Genomic DNA, 17516 nt, shown 5'->3' on the forward strand with positions numbered 1-17516 from the left:
CATTCGCGCCAATCGGCCGCACACTGGCGCACCGCACCAATTGATCCGGCACAAAGCGGCGGCCGCGGCGGTCGGTTAGGCGACTTGGCAGATGGCTCAGCAGACCATCGGCGGGAGGCGAAGGACCATGGCTCATACCCTCGAACAGAAAATCATCGGCTTGCTCGAGCAGGAGACCGCGTTGCGGCAATGGCTGGAGCAGATGCGCGCGCTGATCAAGGATTCGCGCGGCGTCACCGTGATCGCCGGGCTCTCGCCCGCGGAGACCGAGGAATTCCTGCGGCTCGATCCGCAGATCCGGGCGCATCGCGGCGCGATGAGCCAGACCGAGTTCGAAGCGGCGCGCGAACGCCACGCCGAACTGAAGGACAAGATCGATACCGCGCTACAGGACAATGCGATCGAAAGCCTCAGCGACTGGGGCGGCGCCGCCGCGCGCGGCTGAGACCGACAGCGTCTCGCGCGAAGCCGAGACCGGTTCGCGTCGAGACGACACCTCATCCAGAATCGAAAGCGCCGGCTCTGAGTCGATCAGCGCCGGACGACTGCGGCGCTATGCCGACGCCCCCTCCGTCGTCTTCGGGACGACCGGCGGACAGTACCTTTCGGCCAGCCAGGACGACAGCATCGCCGGCACCAGGCCGACCACGCCGTAGAGCACGAACTGCAGCGAGCCCATGTCGGCGCCGCGGTTGGAATACAGGAAGGCGGTGGCGGTGAAGCCGATCAGGCCGACGATCAGCATCCGCACCCGCGGGCCGATCGGGCGGATGTGACAGATGATCTCGTCGATCGCCGCCATCATCAGCGCCGGCAGCAGGCCGAACAGGTAGCTGTATTGCAGCGACTTGAACAGCACGACGACGAACTTCTTCACCTCCATCAGATCGGTGTGGGCCCAGTAGCCCGACAGATAGCTGGTCGCCAACAGCAACAGCAGCCCGCCGACAAACGGACCGAGCGCGCCGAAAATCAGATATCGCTTCATCTCTGCTCCACCGGCGGCAACCGCGCCGCCGGCCCTCAGGCTACGCCGGAGCCGGGGCGTCCGACAACCGCTTCGTCCGCCGGCCCGGCGCGCCGGCTACATCTGCACTTCGATCAAATTCGGACCGCTGCCGGCGACGCCGGCGTCGAGCGCCTTGTTGAGTTCATCGGCGCTGGTCACGGCGCGGGCCGGCACGCCCATGCCCCGGGCCAGCGACACCCAGTCGAGGTTCGGCCGATCCAGCGACAGCATGTCCTGCGCGCGCTGGCCCGGCTCGCCGGCGCCGACGCCGTCGAACTCGCCGCGCAGGATCTGATATTTGCGGTTGGCGAACACCACGGTGGTGACGTCGAGATTTTCGCGAGCCTGGGTCCACAGCGCCTGCAGCGTGTACATCGCGCTGCCGTCGCCGACCAGGCAGATCACCTTGCGATCCGGGCACGCCACCGCGGCGCCGACCGCGACCGGCGGCGAGAACCCGATCGAGCCGCCCATGTTCTGCAGCCAGTCGTGCGGCGCCGCCGCCGCCGTCGGCGGAAAGAAGCCGCGGCCGGTAGTGATCGATTCGTCGATCACGATGGCGTTGTCCGGGATCGCCATCGCGATCGCCTGGGCGATCGAGGCATGGGTCAGCGCGCCGCTCGGCCGCGCGATCTCGACATGGGTCTGCGGCTGGGCGTCGGCCGCCTTGGCGCCGAGCGCGCCGGCCAGCGCTTCGAGCGCTGCGGTGGAATTCTCGCCGCCCTCGGTCATGCGATGTACCTCGCAGCCGTCCGGTTTCAGCAGGCTCGGCTTGTTCGGATAGGCGAAGAACGCCACCGGATCGTTGGCCTCGACCAGCACGATGTGGCGGAAGTCCTTCAGGATCGGCAGCGCGGCTTCGATCACATAGGGAATCCGCTCGATCGCATAGCGGCCGCGACCGCGCGCCATCCGCGGATTGTAGGTCTGGCCCATCACACGGCAGCCGGTCTTGCCGGCGATCCGCGCGGCGAGCTCGAGGCCGTGTTCGGTGAGCGCGCCGCCGGTCAGCAGCAGCAGCGTCGGCTCGCCGGAGCGCAGCACGCGCGCCGCGGCTTCCACCGCGTGCGGCGAATAGCTCGGGCGCTGGGTGTCTTGCGGCACCTCGGCGATGCCGTCGGCCTCGCCCCAGGCGGTGTCGGCGGGCAGGATCAGGGTGGCGATCTGCGGCGGCGCGCTCTTCGCGGCGGCAATCGCGGCGGCGCCGTCGCGCGCCACCGATTGCGCGTCCGGCGAGGTGCGGACCCAGGCCGACATCGGCCGCGCCAGGCCCTCGATGTCGGAGGTCAGCGGCGCGTTGTAGTCGATGTGGTAGGTGGCGTGCTGGCCGACGATGTTGACGATGCCGGAACTCGCCTTCTTGGCGTTGTGCAGATTGGCGAGGCCGTTGGCGAGGCCGGGGCCGAGATGCAGCAGCGTCGAGGCCGGCGTGCCTTTCATCCGGAAATAACCGTCGGCGGCGCCGGTGACCACGCCCTCGAACAGGCCGAGCACGCAGCGCATGCCCTCGACGCGGTCGAGCGCGGCGACGAAGTGCATTTCCGAGGTGCCGGGATTGGTGAAGCAGACGTCCACGCCGCCATGGACCAGCGTCCGCACCAGACTTTCGGCACCGTTCATCGCGTCTCTCCCCGGTTGTGACGATTATTCGACCGATCAATCATTGTTCCGGGGTTTCGTCAAAGGGCCACAGCGCGGATCAGAATTGCGCGAGGCGACAATGCGCGCCGTCCCGACGACTTGCGCCGAAGCTGCGATTGTGGCCTGTCTGGGGTCACATTCCGACGATTGCGAGGTTCACCGATGGTTCGCTCTGTTGCCCGCGTGTTCGTGTTCGCCGCCGCCATCGCCGTCGCGGGGATTTTGCCGGCATCGGCGCAGGAAGACCTGCGCGAGGTGATGGGCTTCGGGCCGTTTTTCCGGTCCGGCTCCTCCGGCGTGAGCCCGGTGCCGCGCGAATGGGTGCAGTTCATGGGCAACTACGCGCCCGGAACCATCGTCATCAGCACCTCCGAGCGGCGGCTGTATCTGGTCGGCGCCGACGGAACCGCGCTGCGCTACGGCATCGGCGTCGGCCGCGACGGCTTCCGCTGGTCGGGCACCCACCGCATCACCGCGAAAAAGGAATGGCCGAGCTGGACCCCGCCGGCGCAGATGTTGCGCCGCCGCCCCGACCTGCCGCGCCATATGGCCGGCGGCGAGGACAATCCGCTCGGCGCGCGGGCGATGTATCTCGGCTCGACGCTGTACCGTATCCACGGCTCCAACGAGCCGGAGACGATCGGCCAGGCGGTTTCGTCCGGCTGCTTCCGGATGACCAATGAGGACGTCAAGGATCTCTACGAGCGCGTCCGCGTCGGCACCACGGTCGTGGTCAAGAACTGACACGATCGCGTGCGTCGGGCCCGCATCGGGCCCGATGCCCCGAATTGCGGGTTGTGCGGCCGCCGGGATTGCGGCAGCGTCCGGCGATGCAACGCGGCCCCCGCCCCCGACCCGTCCGACGCGCGCTCGCGGCGATCGTCGCCGCTGTTCTGACGTCGTCGGCTGCGGCTTCCTCGTCGGCGGCCGAACCCACCGACATCGCCGCCGACCAGCGCGCCGAGAAGACGGATTTCAGCGACAGCCAGATCCTCGACGGCTTCTTCAAGACCGCGTTCGGGGCCGAGTACCACGTCGCCGGCCGGGTCGATCGGATCCGGAAATTCGAAGGTCCGGTGCGGATCCATGCCGAGGGCGAGAGCCGGCCCGACCGCCGCGCCCAGCTCGCCCGGGTGGTCGCCGACATCGCGAGGCGCGTCCGCCATCTCGACATCGCCATGACCGACGACGGCGACGAGGCCAACGTCACCGTCCACCTGGTCCGCGACAAGAATCTCGGCAAGACGATCGCGAGCTTCTACGGCGCCGAGCGCGCGCGGGAGATCCACCAGTCGCTGGACCCGCAATGCCTGTCCGGCTTCCGCAAGAACGACAGATACGAGATCGAACAGGCCAACGTGATCCTGACCGTCGACAACGGCGACTTCGTCTTTCTCGACTGCGCCTATGAGGAACTGCTGCAGTCGCTCGGCCCGATCAACGACACCGACGCGGTGCCGTGGACGATGTTCAACGACGGCGTCCAGAAGGGCTATTTCGACGTCTACGACCAGTATCTGATGAACATCCTGTATCACCCGGAGATCAAGCCGGGGATGACGGTGCAGGAGGTCAAGGCCGTACTGCCGCAAGTGATGCGCGACGTGCGTGGCTGGGTCGCGAGGGTGAACGGGACGGGGCCGTGAGACGGGCACGAACGATCACGCGCATTGCTTGCTGGTCAAAGCCACCGGCGACTGCTCGTCCTCTCACCAAGGACTTTGACTCTCCCGAAGCGCTTTGACGCTCACCAAGCACTTTTGAATCTCACCAAGTGCTCTGCCTCTCACCAAGCACGGCGAACTCCCTCGCCCCGCCCTTGCGGGGAGAGGGTTGGGGTGAGGGGCGACGCGAGTCGCGGAGTCTCGGCTGAGCGGAAACGCCCCCTCACCCGACCGGCTTCGCTGCGCTACGCCGGTCGACCTCTCCCCGCGCGCGGGGAGAGATGACGCCCTGCGCGGGGAAGGCTCTTCGCCGAACTATCCGCCCTACGCCGTCTTGGCGAACAGCTCGCGGCCGATCAGCATCCGGCGGATTTCGCTGGTGCCGGCGCCGATTTCGTAGAGCTTGGCGTCGCGCAACAGGCGCCCGGTCGGGTAGTCGTTGATGTAGCCGTTGCCGCCCAGCAGCTGGATCGCATCGAGCGCGCATTGCGTCGCCTTCTCGGCAGCGTAGAGGATGGCGCCGGCGGCGTCCTCGCGGGTGGTCTGGCCGCGGTCGCAGGCCTTCGCCACCGCATAGACGTAGGCGCGCGAGGCGTTCATCGTCACATACATGTCGGCGATCTTGGCCTGCACCAGCTGGAACGTGCCGATCGGCTCCCCGAACTGCTTGCGCTCGTGCACATAGGGCATCACCACGTCCATGCACGCCTGCATGATGCCGAGCGGCCCCGCCGCCAGCACCGCGCGCTCGTAGTCCAGCCCGCTCATCAGCACGTTGACGCCGCGACCGACCTCGCCGAGCACGTTCTCCTCCGGCACCTCGCAATCCTCGAACACCAGTTCGCCGGTGTCGGAGCCGCGCATGCCGAGCTTGTCGAGTTTCTGCGCGGTGCTGAATCCCTTGAAGCCTTTCTCGACCAGGAACGCGGTCATACCGCGCGGCCCGGCATTCGGATCGGTCTTGGCGTAGACCACCAGCGTCTCGGCGATCGGGCCGTTGGTGATCCACATCTTGTTGCCGTTGAGGACGAAGCGGTCGCCCTTCTTCTCGGCGCGAGTCTTCATCGACACCACGTCGGAGCCGGCGCCGGGCTCGGACATCGCCAGCGCGCCGACATGTTCGCCGCTGATCAGCTTCGGCAGATATTTGCGCTTCTGCGCCTCGCTGCCGTTGCGGCGGATCTGGTTGATGCAGAGATTGGAATGCGCGCCGTAGGACAGGCCGACCGAGGCGGAGGCGCGGGAGATTTCCTCGACCGCGATGCAGTGCTCGAGATAACCGAGACCGGACCCGCCATACTCCTCCTCGACGGTGATGCCGTGCAGCCCGAGCTCGCCGAGCTTCGGCCACAGATCGCGCGGGAAGGTGTTGGTCTTGTCGATCGCGTCGGCGCGCGGCGCGATCTCGTTCGAGGCGAAATCCCGCACCGTCTCGCGGATCGCATCGGCGGTCTCGCCGAGATCGAAATTGAACATGCTCTGCGCGTTGGGGATCATGGTCGGAACGTCTCCACTCGTCGGGCGCAGCGTTGAAGCCGCGCGCCAGTGTTCTGGTTGCGGCCACCATGTCATGGCGCCGCAGGGCTGAGAAGGCTCCATTGGTCGTTCCGGCGAGGCTTTCGGAGCGCTCGCCAGCGCCTCGACGCAAGACGCTGCCGGACGGAAATCCGTTGCCGGATCAATTTGTTCGTGAGCATGGCCGGATGCGCCGGGAGTACCTTGCTCTCGCCACGACAACCGGTTGTAGTCGCCCGCACGATCCGCCGCGCTCGAGACGGCGGACGGGAGGACGGCCGATCCGCCGCATGGCGGCCCATCGGACAGAAACGCCAACGCACAACAACCGAGGGCCCTTCATGCACGGCACCATCGAGATCGACAACGCCGCCCGCCAGCGCGCCGCGCGCGAGGAAGCCTATGCGACGCCGCTGTCGCAATTCCACCCCGGCGCGCCGCGGCACTTCCGCGACGACACGCTGTGGCCGTGGTTCGAGCGGCTGCGCGCCGAGGAGCCGGTGCACTACTGCACCAACGCGCCGATCGCGCCGTATTGGAGCGTGACCAAGTACAACGACATCATGCATGTCGACACCAGCCATCAGATCTTCTCGTCGGATTCGACGCTCGGCGGCATTTCGATCCGCGACGCGCCGCAGGGCTACGACTGGCCGAGCTTCATCGCGATGGACGAGCCGCGGCACTCGGCGCAGCGCAAGACGGTGTCGCCGATGTTCACGCCGGACCATCTCGACGAACTCGCGGTGCTGATCCGCGGCCGGACGCAGAAAGTGCTCGATGGCCTGCCGCGCAACGAGACCTTCAACTTCGTCGAGCGGGTCTCGATCGAGCTGACGACGCAGATGCTGGCCACCTTGTTCGACTTCCCGTTCGCGCAGCGCCGCAAGTTGACGCGCTGGTCCGACGTCGCCACCGCGCTGCCCAAGAGCATGATCGTGGCGTCGGAGGAGGAACGCCGCAGCGAGCTGAACGAATGCGCCGCGACCTTCGCGGCGATGTGGAACGAGCGCGTCAATTCCGAGCCACGGAATGACCTGCTGTCGATGATGGCGCATCACGACGCCACACGGCAGATGGACCGCGACAATCTGATCGGCAACATCCTGCTGTTGATCGTCGGCGGCAACGACACCACCCGCAACACCATGACCGGCTCGGTGCTGGCGCTGAACCAGAACCCGGACCAGTTCGCCAAGCTGCGCGCCAACCCGGCGCTGATCGACACCATGGTACCCGAGGTGATCCGCTGGCAGACGCCGCTGGCGCATATGCGCCGCACCGCCTTGCAGGACACCGAACTCGGCGGCAAGACCATCAAGAAGGGCGACCGGGTGGTGATGTGGTACGTCTCCGGCAACCGCGACGACGAGGTGATCGAGCGCCCGAACGAGTTCATCATCGACCGCAAGCGGGCGAAGATCCATTTGTCGTTCGGCTTCGGTATCCACCGCTGCGTCGGGATGCGGCTGGCCGAATTGCAACTGAAGATCGTCTGGGAAGAAATGCTCAAACGGTTCGAGCGCATTGAAGTTGTCGGGGAGCCGAAGCGGGTGTATTCGAGCTTCGTCAAGGGCTACGAGTCCTTGCCGGTTCGCATCTCATGACCCCCTAAGAAAAAGAAGACAGCCTCCAAAATGAAACATCATGCCGCCGCGGAGCAGGACGAATTCCACGACATCCGCGACGCCGTCGCCAAACTGTGTTCGCAGTTCCCCGGCGAATATTGGCGCAAGCTCGACCGCGAGATGGCCTACCCGCAGGCCTTCGTCGACGCGCTGACCACCGCCGGCTATCTGTCGGTGCTGATCCCCGAGGAATACGGCGGCGCCGGGCTGAAGCTGTCGGCCGCGGCGGCGATCCTGGAAGAGATCCAGCGCGCCGGCTGCAACGGCGGCGGCTGCCACGCCCAGATGTACACCATGGGCACGCTGCTGCGGCACGGCTCCGACGAGCAGAAGGCGAAGTGGCTGCCGAAGGTCGCCTCCGGTGAATTGCGGCTGCAGGCGTTCGGCGTCACCGAGCCGACCTCGGGCACCGACACCACCTCGCTGAAGACCTTCGCCAAGAAGGACGACAACGGCGACTACGTCGTCAACGGCCAGAAGATCTGGACCAGCCGCGCCGAATATTCCGATCTGATGATCCTCTTGGCGCGCACCACGCCGAAGGATCAGGCGGCGAAGAAGACCGAGGGCCTGTCGGTGTTCCTGGTCGACATGCGCGAAGCGCGCGGCCATGGGCTGGAGATCCGCCCGATCCGCACCATGATGAACCACGCCACCACCGAAGTGTTCTTCACCGACCTCAAGGTGCCGAAGGAAAATCTGATCGGCGAGGAAGGCAAGGGCTTCCGCTACATCCTCTCCGGCATGAACGCCGAGCGCATCCTGATCGCGGCGGAATGCGTCGGCGACGCCAAATGGTTCATCGCCAAGGCCTCGAACTACGCCAAGGACCGCACGGTGTTCGGCCGGCCGATCGGCCAGAACCAGGGCATCCAGTTTCCGATCGCCAAGGCCTACGCCAACATGCGCGCGGCCGAGCTGATGGTGAAGGAAGCGACGCGGAAGTACGAAGCCGGCATGGATTGCGGCGCCGAGGCCAACATGGCCAAGATGCTCGCCGCTGATGCCTCGTTCGAGGCCGCCAATGCCTGCATTCAAACCCATGGTGGCTTCGGCTTCGCCGAGGAATACGACGTCGAACGCAAATTCCGCGAAACGCGCCTCTATCAGGTCGCGCCGATCTCCACCAACCTGATCCTGTCGCATCTCGCCGAGCACGTGCTCGGCATGCCGCGGTCGTATTGAGGGCGGGTCATGCTGATCAGCTTCGGAAAGATGCGCGCTCGCCACGAGTCGCAGCGAGCTCCCTCGCCCCGCTCTTCGCGGGGAGAGGGTCGGGGTGAGGGGCGACACGAGTCGCTGACTCTCGGCCTTGCGGAGACGCCCCCTCACCCGGACCGTCGCTACGCGACGATCCGACCTCTCCCCGCAAGCGGGGAGAGGTGAGCATGCTCCCGCTCGAAGGACTGACCGTCATCGCCGTCGAACAGGCGGTCGCCGCCCCGTTCTGCAGTTCGCGGCTGGCCGATGCCGGCGCCCATGTCATCAAGATCGAACGCCCCGAGGGCGATTTCGCGCGCGGCTATGACCACGCCGCCAAGGGCCAGAGCAGCTACTTCGTCTGGCTCAACCGCGGCAAGGACTCCGCCGTGGTCGATCTTGCGACCAAGGAAGGCCGCGACGAACTCGAAAGGCTGATCGCCTCGGCCGACGTGCTGCTGCAGAATCTGAAGCCCGGCTCGATGGACAAGCTCGGCTTCACCCGCGAGCGGCTGCGCGCCGACTATCCGAAGCTGATCATCTGCACCATCTCCGGCTATGGCGACGACGGGCCTTACGCGCATCGCAAGGCCTATGATCTGTTGATCCAGGCCGAAAGCGGCCTCGCCTCGATCACCGGCGGCCCGGAAAGCGCCTCGCGCGTCGGCATGTCGATCGTCGACGTCGCCACCGGCGCCACCGCGCACGCGGCGATCCTCGAAGCGCTGATCGGCCGCGGCCGCACCGGCCAGGGCGCCGACATCCGGATCTCGATGTTCGACGTGATGGCCGACTGGCTGACCGTGCCGCTGCTCAACGCCGAGGCCGGCAATCCGCCGAAACGGCTCGGGCTGGCGCATCCGTCGATCGCGCCCTATGGCGTGTTCACCTCCAAGGACGGCAAGGACATCCTGATCTCGATCCAGAGCGAGCGGGAGTGGAAAAAACTCTGCTCGGACGTGCTGCGCCAGCCGGATCTCGCGACCGATCCGCGGCTGTGCAGCGGCGTCGAGCGGGTGAAGAACCGCGCCTACACCGACAAGATCGTCGCCGACATCTTCGGCTCGCTGACCCGCGACGATCTGCTCGAACATCTCGCCAGCGCCGACATCGCCTTCGCCGAGGTCAACACGATGGAAGATCTGTCGCAGCATCCGCATCTGCGCCGGATCGAGGTCGACACCCCGAACGGCAAGGTGACCTATCCGGCGCCGGCCGCGATCGTGGTCGGCGACGACCGCCGGTACGGCGCCGTGCCGGGCATCGGCGACAAGCGCAAGTAACAAGGGCCAACACCATGACTGACGCGCTCGACATCGATCACCTGCGGCAATGGATCGGCCGCAGCGAACAGGCCGCCGACACCGTCACGGCGCAGCTCGTCCGCGGCCTGCGCGCGACGCTGTTTCTCGACATCGGCAAGCCCGCGGCGGGCGACGCGGCACCTTTCACCGCGCATTGGTGCCTCGGCCAGCCGGTGTATCCGATGGACATGCTCGGCCCCGACGGCCACCCGACCCGCGGCGGCTTCCTGCCGCCGGTGCCGCTGCCGCGCCGGATGTGGGCGGGCGGCGAGCTGACCTTCATCGATCCGCTGAAGGTCGGCGACGAGGTGACGCGAACCTCGACGATCGGCGACGTGACGATCAAGCAGGGCTCGACCGGCACGCTGTGCTTCGTCACCGTCCATCACGAGATCACCACCCCGCGCGGCATCGCGATCCGCGACCGCCAGGACATCGTCTATCGCGACGTGCCGCCGCCCTCCGCCACACCGGCGGCCCCGGCCAAGCCCGCCACCGCGCCGCCGGCCGCGCAGCATCGCGAGAGCCATCTCGCCGATCCGGTGCTGCTGTTTCGTTATTCCGCGCTGACCTTCAACGGCCACCGCATCCATTACGACCGCGACTACGTCACCAAGGTCGAGGGCTATCCCGGCCTGATCGTCCACGGCCCGATGCAGGCCGCACTGCTGGTCGAATTCGCCGCGAAGCTGAAAGGCGCAGCGCCGAAGACGTTCTCCTATCGCGGCGTGCAGCCGCTGTTCGACGGCGCGGAATTTTCGGTCAACGCCAACGAGACGGCGACCGGCCTCGAATTGTGGACCGCGAATGCCGACGGCGTGCCGACGATGAAGGGCACCGCGAGCTGGTAGCAGCCGCGTCCTAACCTCTCCCCGCGCGCGGGGAGAGGTCGACCGGCGCAGCCGGTCGGGTGAGGGGGCGCCTCGACGAGGCCGAGACTCAGTGCTCGTCGCCGCCCCTCACCCCACCCCTCTCCCCGCAAGAGCGGGGAGAGGGAGCAGGCTGTGCCCGGTACAGCGAAGCGGCCTTCAGCATCGCTGAAACGCGCCGTGCAAGGCCCGTACTGCCTGCACAGGCTGTTGACTCCCCTCGCCTCCTGCTGATTGATCGGCGCAAGCAACAATCACGGCGCGCCGCCGCCGGAGGAAACCGCCTTGCCGAAGAAGCCGAAGCCGAGCGCTGCCGTCAGCACCGTCAAATCCGCCACGCTCGATCTGCTCCGCGCGTTCAAGATCGACAAGGTGTTCGGCAATCCCGGCTCCACCGAGCTGCCGTTCCTCAGCGACTGGCCGGACGACATCGACTACGTACTGGCGCTGCAGGAGGCGAGCGCGATGGCGATGGCCGACGGCTACGCGCAGGCGACGCGCAACGCCGGCTTCGTCAATCTGCATTCAGCCGCCGGCGTCGGCAACGCGCTCGGCAACATCTACACCGCGTTCAAGAACCAGACGCCGCTGCTGATCACCGCCGGCCAGCAGGCGCGCAGCCTGCTGCCGTTACAGGCGTTTCTCGGCGCCGAACGCGCATCCGAATTTCCGCGGCCTTACGTGAAATACAGCATCGAGCCGGCGCGCGCCGAGGACGTGCCGGCGGCGATCGCCCGCGCCTATTATGTGGCGATGCAGCCGCCGTGCGGGCCGACCTTCGTGTCGGTGCCGATCGACGACTGGGCGCGGCCCGCGCAGCCGGTTCCGCTGCGCAACGTGACGCGCGAACTCGGCCCGGAGCGCGCGGCGATGCAGGCGCTGGCGGAGGCGCTGGCGGAGGCGAAGAAGCCCGCCCTGGTGGTCGGCCCCGCGATCGATCGCGCCGCCGCGGTCGATTTGATGGTGCGCCTCGCCGAGCGCGCCAACGCGCCGGTGTTCGTCAGTCCGTTCTCGGCGCGCTGCAGTTTCCCGGAGCGGCATCCGCTGTTCGCCGGCTTCCTGCCCGCCTCGCCGGGGCAACTCTCCGAAGCCATCGGCGCCTACGACGTCGTGGTGGTGATCGGCGCACCGGTGTTCACCTTCCATGTCGAAGGCCGCGCGTCGATCTTCGACGGCGCAACGTCGCTGTTCCAGATCACCGACGACGCCGAGGCCGCGTCGGTGACGCCGCTCGGCACCAGCATCATCGCCACCATGAAGCCGGCATTATCGCTGCTGCTGGAGTTGTTACCAGAGACCCAATGCGCGGCGCCGCCGGCACGGGCGCTGCCGCCAGCGCCTGCCGCGGCCGATCCGATGCCGGCCGAATTTCTGCTCGATGCGTTGAGCAAGGCGATGCCGGCCGGCACGATGCTGGTCGAGGAAGCGCCGTCGCATCGGCTGGCGATGCAGAAATTCATGCCGATGCGCGGCCAGGACAGTTTCGCCACGATGGCGAGCGGCGGCCTCGGCTGGTCGCTGCCGGCCGCGGTCGGCTTCGCGCTGGCGCATCCGGAGCGCCGCACCGTGTGCCTGATCGGCGACGGCTCGGCGATGTATTCGATCCAGGCGCTGTGGACTGCGGCAGAGCGCAAGCTGCCGCTGACCGTGGTGGTGCTGAACAATGGCGGCTACGGCGCGATGCGCTCGTTCAGCCAGGTGATGCAGGTCCGCGACGTGCCCGGGCTGGAGCTGCCCGGGATCGACTACGTCCAGCTCGCGCAGTCGATGGGCTGTGTCGCCGAACGCGTGTCACGCTGTGAGGACCTCGCGCCGGTGCTCGCCCGCGCGCTGGCGCATGACGGCGTGTTCGTGGTCGAGGCGACGCTGGATAGCGCGGTGCCGCTGCTGTACGCGAAGAACGGGTAGGTCGTCGCAACATGATCCGCAGCGCCCGCAACGAGCACGGCGAGCTCCCTCGCCCCGCTCTTGCGGGGAGAGGGTTGGGGTGAGGGGCGAGACCGGTCGCCGACTCTCGGCCTCGTCGAGACGCCCCCTCACCCGACCGGCTGCGCTACGCTTCGCCGGTCGACCTCTCCCCGCGCGCGGGGAGAGGTTAGGCAGAGCGCGCGGCAACGTCGAACAACTACCCCTTCGCGCCGAACGTCTCGCGCAATTTCGCCTGGATCTTGGCCATGCCGCCGATCCAGCGGTCGTAGTTCTCGGTCTTCTTGCGCATGTAGTCGATCACCTGCTTGTGCGGTAGGATCAGGAAGCTCTCTTCGGCGAGCCCCTCGATCACGTCCTGCGCGACCTGCTCGGGGCTGAGATCGCCGTCGGCGGATTGCGGGCCCTTCGGCAGCCCGCGCAGCATGTTGGTGTCGACGCCCTGCGGGCACAGGATCGAGACCTTGATGTTGTGCGCCTTGTGCGAGATCGCGAGATTTTCGGCGAAGCCCACCGCGCCGTGCTTGGTCGCCGAATAGGCCGGGCTGCCGACCTGCGACAACAGGCCCGCCGCCGAAATCGTGTTGAGGAAATAGCCGCCGCCGCGCGCTCTGTAGAGCGGCACCAGATGCCGTGCGGCATAGACATGCGCCATCACGTGGATCATCCAGCTGTTCATGAACGGCTCGTCGGACGCGCCGCCGGCATTCTCCGACAGCGGATCGAAGCCGCCGCCGATCCCCGCATTGGAGCAGAACAGCGCGATCGGGCCGAAGCGCCGCTCGGTCTCGTCGATCACGTGCTTGATGTCGGATTCTTTCGCGACGTCGCATTTGAACGCCGCGCCGCCGATCGCGGCGGCCACCGCCTCGGCGCGGGCCTCATCGAGATCGGCGACCACGACCTTGGCGGCGCCGGCCTTGGCAAAGGCCTCGCACATCGCCTGACCGATTCCATTGCCGCCGCCGGTGACGACGACGACCTTGCCCGCAACCTGCATGATTTTTCCCCCGAATGGTTGTTGTTGGGGGTGTCTTAGCGCGGATCCGGCCGAAGTGGCACCCGGTTTTGCAGCCGGGATATGCGCAACGGGAACAGCGCCAAACGCCGTCCGCGGCGCTAGGCGGCCAGCACCAGGTCCATCACCGCCACATAGTGGCAGGCGGCGGCGACCAGCACGAAAGCGTGCCAGATCGCGTTCTGGAATCGCAGCCGGCGCCAGGCGTGGAAGATCACGCCGAGCGTGTACAGCGCGCCGCCGGCGGCGAGGAACCACATCGCCAGATTGGGCAGCGTTTCGACCACATGATCATAGGCGATCAGCCCGCTCCAGCCCATCGCCAGATACAGCCCGACCGAGAGCTTGTCGAACTTGCCGGGCTTGAACAGCTTCAGCAGGATGCCGACCAGCGCGACGCTCCAGACGCCGGCGAGCAGCGCCAGCGCGAACATCTGGTCCTTGATCTGGCTGATGATCGGTGTGTAGGTTGCGGCGATCAGGATGTAGATCGCCGAATGGTCGAACCGCCGCAGCACCCATTTGCGCGGCGACACCGGCCACAGATTATACGCCGCCGACAAACCCAGCATCGCCAGCAGGCCGGCGGCATAGACCGTGACCGAGACGAATTTGGACGTATTCGCGAACACTCCGGTCAGCGTGATCAGCGCGGTCACGGCGATCAGGCCGGCGACGAGGCCCAGCACGTGGACCACGCCATCCGCAATCAGCTCGGCGCGATCGTAATTCCAGTGAACCGATCCCCTGGAGTCGATCCTGGAATGCGAATCGATTTGCTTGATCCGAAAGATCGTCATAGGCGGAGCGACACCCTGTCTCGAATTGATCTGGCGCATTCATGGTTGGCGGCGGCGATGCAATACAATTCGCGGCGCGTCCTGCCGTTCCTGACCGATTTTATCCCCCTCAAAGGCGGCGAAGCCAAGGCCCCGGGGCCTGTCGGCAGCAGGTCGGATTGTCGCACTGCTCGTTTTCCGTTTAGTTTTGCCGGTAACCGCCTCCTGATTGAACCTTAGCGCGCATGGCCTTCAGTTTTTCAGATCTGGTCGAGGAAGCGTGGCTGTCGGCGCGGGCGCTGAAGGACTACAGCGAGAATATCTTCAATCCGACGGTCCGGCTCGGCGTCACCGGGCTGTCACGTGCCGGCAAGACGGTGTTCATCACCGCGCTGGTGCACGGCCTGTCGCGCGGCGGGCGGTTTCCGATCTTCGAATCGATGTCGACCGGACGAATCGCCAAGGCCCGGCTGGCGCCGCAGCCCGACGACGCGGTGCCGCGGTTCGGCTATGAGGGCTTTCTCGCCACCCTGATGGAGCAGCGCGACTGGCCGAGTTCGACGGTGGATATCAGCGAATTGCGGCTGGTGATCGACTATCAGCGTAAGAACGGCGCCGAACGCACGCTGACGCTGGACATCGTCGACTACCCCGGCGAATGGCTGCTCGACCTGCCGCTGCTGAACAAGAGCTACGAGAAATGGGCGGCGGAGAGCCTGGCGCTGTCGCGACAGGACCCGCGCCGCCGCGTCGCCGTCGACTGGCATGCGCATCTCGCCACGCTCGATCCGAACGGCCGCGAGAACGAGCAGGAAACGCTGACCGCGGCGCGGCTGTTCACCACCTATCTGCGCGACTGCCGCAACGAGCAGTTCGCGATGAGCCTGCTGCCGCCCGGCCGTTTCCTGATGCCCGGCAACCTCGCCGGCTCGCCGGCGTTGACCTTCGCGCCTCTGGATGTGCCGGAGGGCGGCACCGCGCCGGAGCGCTCGCTGTGGGCGATGATGGTGCGACGCTACGAGGCCTACAAGGACGTGGTGGTGCGGCCGTTCTTCCGCGATCACTTCGCGAGGCTCGACCGCCAGATCGTGCTGGCGGATGCGCTGTCGGCTTTCAACGCCGGCCCCGAGGCACTGCAGGACCTCGAAGCCGCGCTCGCCGGCATTCTCGACTGTTTCCGGGTCGGGCGCGCGTCGATGCTGTCGACGATGTTCCGGCCGCGGATCGACCGCATCCTGTTCGCCGCCACCAAGGCCGACCATCTGCACCATTCCAGCCACGACCGGCTGGAGGCGATCCTGCGCAAGCTGGTCGAGCGGGCGATGCAGCGCGCCGAATTCGCCGGGGCGACCGTCGACGTGGTGGCGCTGGCCGCGGTGCGCGCCACCCGCGAGGCCCAGGTGCAGCGCGGCCGCGACCGGCTGCCGTCGATCGTCGGCACCCCGATCAAGGGCGAAATGGCCGACGGCGAGATCTTCGACGGCGAGACCGAGGTCGCTACCTTCCCCGGCGACCTGCCGACCAATCTGCAGGGGCTGTTCAAGGGCGAGGACACGTTTCGCGGCCTCGCCGCGGGCCGCCACGAGGACGCCGATTTTCGCTTCCTGCGCTTCCGGCCGCCACGGCTCGACAATCGCGATCCGGACGGCCCGGCACTGCCTCACATCCGCCTCGACCGCGCGCTCCAGTTCCTGATCGGAGATCAACTGCAATGACCGAGCGGGTGCCTCCCCGAAGGCCGGCGACCTTCAAGCTCACCGATCCGAGCGTTGTGCTGATCGATTCCGACGAGAGCGGCAGCAGCCGCCCCGCCGCGCAGGCGAGCGCGACGGCGTCGTCGACGGCGTCAGCGGCGTCGTCGGCCTCGGCGCCGCCGCCGCGCGCGCGGATCCAGCTCGCCAAGGAAGCCGAGCCGCCGATCGTCGCGCCGAAACCGCCGGCCAGCGTCATCAATCCGAAGAAGGGTTTCCGCTGGGGCACGCTGTTCTGGTCAGCCGCGGGCGGGCTGGTGACGCTGGCGTTCTGGCTGTGGGTCAGCAAGCTGATCGAGGATCTGTTCGCGCAGAGCCAGACGCTCGGCACCGTCGGCATGGTGCTGGCGCTGCTCGCCGCCGGCTCGCTCGCGATCATCGTCGGCCGCGAGGCATTCGGGTTGATCCGGCTGGCGCGGATCGAGCAGTTGCACGCCCGGGCCGCGAAGGTGCTCGAAACCGACAACCGCGCCGAGGCGCAGGCGATCATCCGCGAATTGCTGAAATTCGAGCACCCCAATCCGCAACTCGCGCGCGGCCGTGCGACGCTGGAAAAGCACATCGACGACATCATCGACGGCGCCGATCTGATCAGGCTCGCCGAGCGCGAATTGATGACGCCGCTCGACCTCGAAGCGCGGGTGATGATCTCGAAGGCGGCGCAGCGCGTCTCGCTGGTGACTGCGATCAGCCCGAAGGCGCTGATCGACGTGCTGTTCGTGGCGATCGTCGCCACCCGGCTGATCGGCCAGCTCGCGCGGCTGTACGGCGGCCGCCCCGGCGCGCTCGGCATGTTCAAGCTGATGCGGCAGACGATATCGCACCTCGCCGTCACCGGCGGCATCGCGCTCAGCGACAGCGTGATGCAATCCGTGCTCGGCCACGGCCTCGCCTCGCGGCTGTCGGCCAAGCTCGGCGAAGGCGTCGTCAACGGCATGCTGACCGCCCGCCTCGGCCTCGCCGCGATCGACCTGACGCGGCCGCTCCCGTTCGACGCCCTGTCCCGCCCGGTGCTCGGCGATCTGGTCAAGGATCTGCTGAAGAAGCGCGAGAAGGACGAGTAGCGTCGCGCTCCCTCTCCCGCCTGCGGGAGAGGGCTGGGGTGAGGGCGACGCGAGTCGCTGACTCTCGACCCTGCGGAAACGCCCCCTCACCCGGATTGCTGCGCAATCCGACCTCTCCCCGCGCGCGGGGAGAGGTGAAGGCACGGTA

General features: G+C 67.2%; 16 protein-coding genes. 11 read left to right on the forward strand and 5 right to left on the reverse strand.

The genetic code is table 11. The annotated features are described in order from the left end of the window. Nucleotides 1-127: 127 nt before the first annotated feature. Nucleotides 128-445, forward strand: a complete 318-nt coding sequence (locus tag RPB_RS19810) for a hypothetical protein (protein ID WP_011442805.1) — start codon at nt 128-130, stop codon at nt 443-445. A 108-nt stretch (nt 446-553) separates the two neighbouring features. On the opposite strand, the gene RPB_RS19815 is transcribed toward RPB_RS19810, so the two are convergent. Then, the gene (locus RPB_RS19815; RefSeq protein ID WP_011442806.1) at nt 554-988 is read right to left on the reverse strand and encodes a DUF5413 family protein; all 435 of its coding nucleotides are present in this window, start codon (nt 986-988) and stop codon (nt 554-556) included. Nucleotides 989-1084: 96 nt separating this feature from the next. Continuing rightward, on the reverse strand, nt 1085-2629 hold the full coding sequence (locus RPB_RS19820; protein ID WP_011442807.1) for an acetolactate synthase large subunit: 1545 nt from the start codon (nt 2627-2629) through the stop codon (nt 1085-1087). A 183-nt stretch (nt 2630-2812) separates the two neighbouring features. On the opposite strand from RPB_RS19820, the gene RPB_RS19825 reads away from it, so the two are divergent. Both RPB_RS19825 and RPB_RS19830 read left to right on the forward strand, forming a co-directional pair. Next, complete coding sequence (locus RPB_RS19825; protein ID WP_011442808.1) at nt 2813-3394, forward strand: L,D-transpeptidase; 582 nt, start codon at nt 2813-2815, stop codon at nt 3392-3394. An 86-nt stretch (nt 3395-3480) separates the two neighbouring features. Further along, complete coding sequence (locus tag RPB_RS19830; RefSeq protein ID WP_011442809.1) at nt 3481-4296, forward strand: DUF2927 domain-containing protein; 816 nt, start codon at nt 3481-3483, stop codon at nt 4294-4296. A gap of 342 nt (nt 4297-4638) precedes the next feature. Here the strand turns inward: RPB_RS19830 and RPB_RS19835 are convergent, their stop codons facing one another. After that, nucleotides 4639-5811 (reverse strand): isovaleryl-CoA dehydrogenase, encoded by a 1173-nt coding sequence (locus RPB_RS19835; RefSeq protein ID WP_011442810.1) that lies wholly within the window; start codon nt 5809-5811, stop codon nt 4639-4641. A 359-nt stretch (nt 5812-6170) separates the two neighbouring features. On the opposite strand from RPB_RS19835, the gene RPB_RS19840 reads away from it, so the two are divergent. The 5 genes from RPB_RS19840 to mdlC all read left to right on the forward strand — a co-directional run bounded on the left by RPB_RS19840 (nt 6171) and on the right by mdlC (nt 12738). Then, on the forward strand, nt 6171-7436 hold the full coding sequence (locus RPB_RS19840) for a cytochrome P450 (protein WP_011442811.1): 1266 nt from the start codon (nt 6171-6173) through the stop codon (nt 7434-7436). 30 nt (nt 7437-7466) lie between these two features. Next, on the forward strand, nt 7467-8642 hold the full coding sequence (locus RPB_RS19845; protein ID WP_011442812.1) for an acyl-CoA dehydrogenase family protein: 1176 nt from the start codon (nt 7467-7469) through the stop codon (nt 8640-8642). A gap of 203 nt (nt 8643-8845) precedes the next feature. Continuing rightward, complete coding sequence (locus RPB_RS19850) at nt 8846-9940, forward strand: CaiB/BaiF CoA transferase family protein (RefSeq protein WP_011442813.1); 1095 nt, start codon at nt 8846-8848, stop codon at nt 9938-9940. 14 nt (nt 9941-9954) lie between these two features. Further along, on the forward strand, nt 9955-10812 hold the full coding sequence (locus RPB_RS19855) for an FAS1-like dehydratase domain-containing protein (protein ID WP_011442814.1): 858 nt from the start codon (nt 9955-9957) through the stop codon (nt 10810-10812). Nucleotides 10813-11115: 303 nt separating this feature from the next. Further along, on the forward strand, nt 11116-12738 hold the full coding sequence (gene mdlC, locus RPB_RS19860; protein ID WP_011442815.1) for a benzoylformate decarboxylase: 1623 nt from the start codon (nt 11116-11118) through the stop codon (nt 12736-12738). A 217-nt stretch (nt 12739-12955) separates the two neighbouring features. Here the strand turns inward: mdlC and RPB_RS19865 are convergent, their stop codons facing one another. Both RPB_RS19865 and trhA read right to left on the reverse strand, forming a co-directional pair. Beyond that, nucleotides 12956-13756, reverse strand: coding sequence for an SDR family oxidoreductase (locus tag RPB_RS19865; protein WP_011442816.1), 801 nt, complete (start codon nt 13754-13756; stop codon nt 12956-12958). A gap of 119 nt (nt 13757-13875) precedes the next feature. After that, complete coding sequence (gene trhA, locus RPB_RS19870) at nt 13876-14574, reverse strand: PAQR family membrane homeostasis protein TrhA (RefSeq protein ID WP_011442817.1); 699 nt, start codon at nt 14572-14574, stop codon at nt 13876-13878. On the opposite strand from trhA, the gene RPB_RS24950 reads away from it, so the two are divergent. From RPB_RS24950 to RPB_RS19880, 3 genes are read left to right on the forward strand one after another with little or no spacing between them, the layout of a single operon-like run. Continuing rightward, entirely contained in the window at nt 14464-14793 is a 330-nt protein-coding gene (locus RPB_RS24950) for a hypothetical protein (RefSeq protein ID WP_198135197.1), read from the forward strand. The two genes, trhA and RPB_RS24950, sit on opposite strands and share 111 nt — an antisense overlap. A 5-nt stretch (nt 14794-14798) precedes the next feature. After that, nucleotides 14799-16268, forward strand: a complete 1470-nt coding sequence (locus tag RPB_RS19875; protein WP_011442818.1) for a YcjX family protein — start codon at nt 14799-14801, stop codon at nt 16266-16268. Continuing rightward, a complete protein-coding gene (locus RPB_RS19880) occupies nt 16265-17368 on the forward strand; it encodes a YcjF family protein (RefSeq protein ID WP_011442819.1) in 1104 nt (367 codons plus the stop codon). Before RPB_RS19875 ends, RPB_RS19880 begins: the two co-directional genes overlap by 4 nt. Nucleotides 17369-17516: the final 148 nt, after the last annotated feature.

The sequence above is a fragment of the Rhodopseudomonas palustris HaA2 genome (assembly GCF_000013365.1).
GTDB classification, from domain to species: Bacteria; Pseudomonadota; Alphaproteobacteria; order Rhizobiales; family Xanthobacteraceae; genus Rhodopseudomonas; species Rhodopseudomonas palustris_J.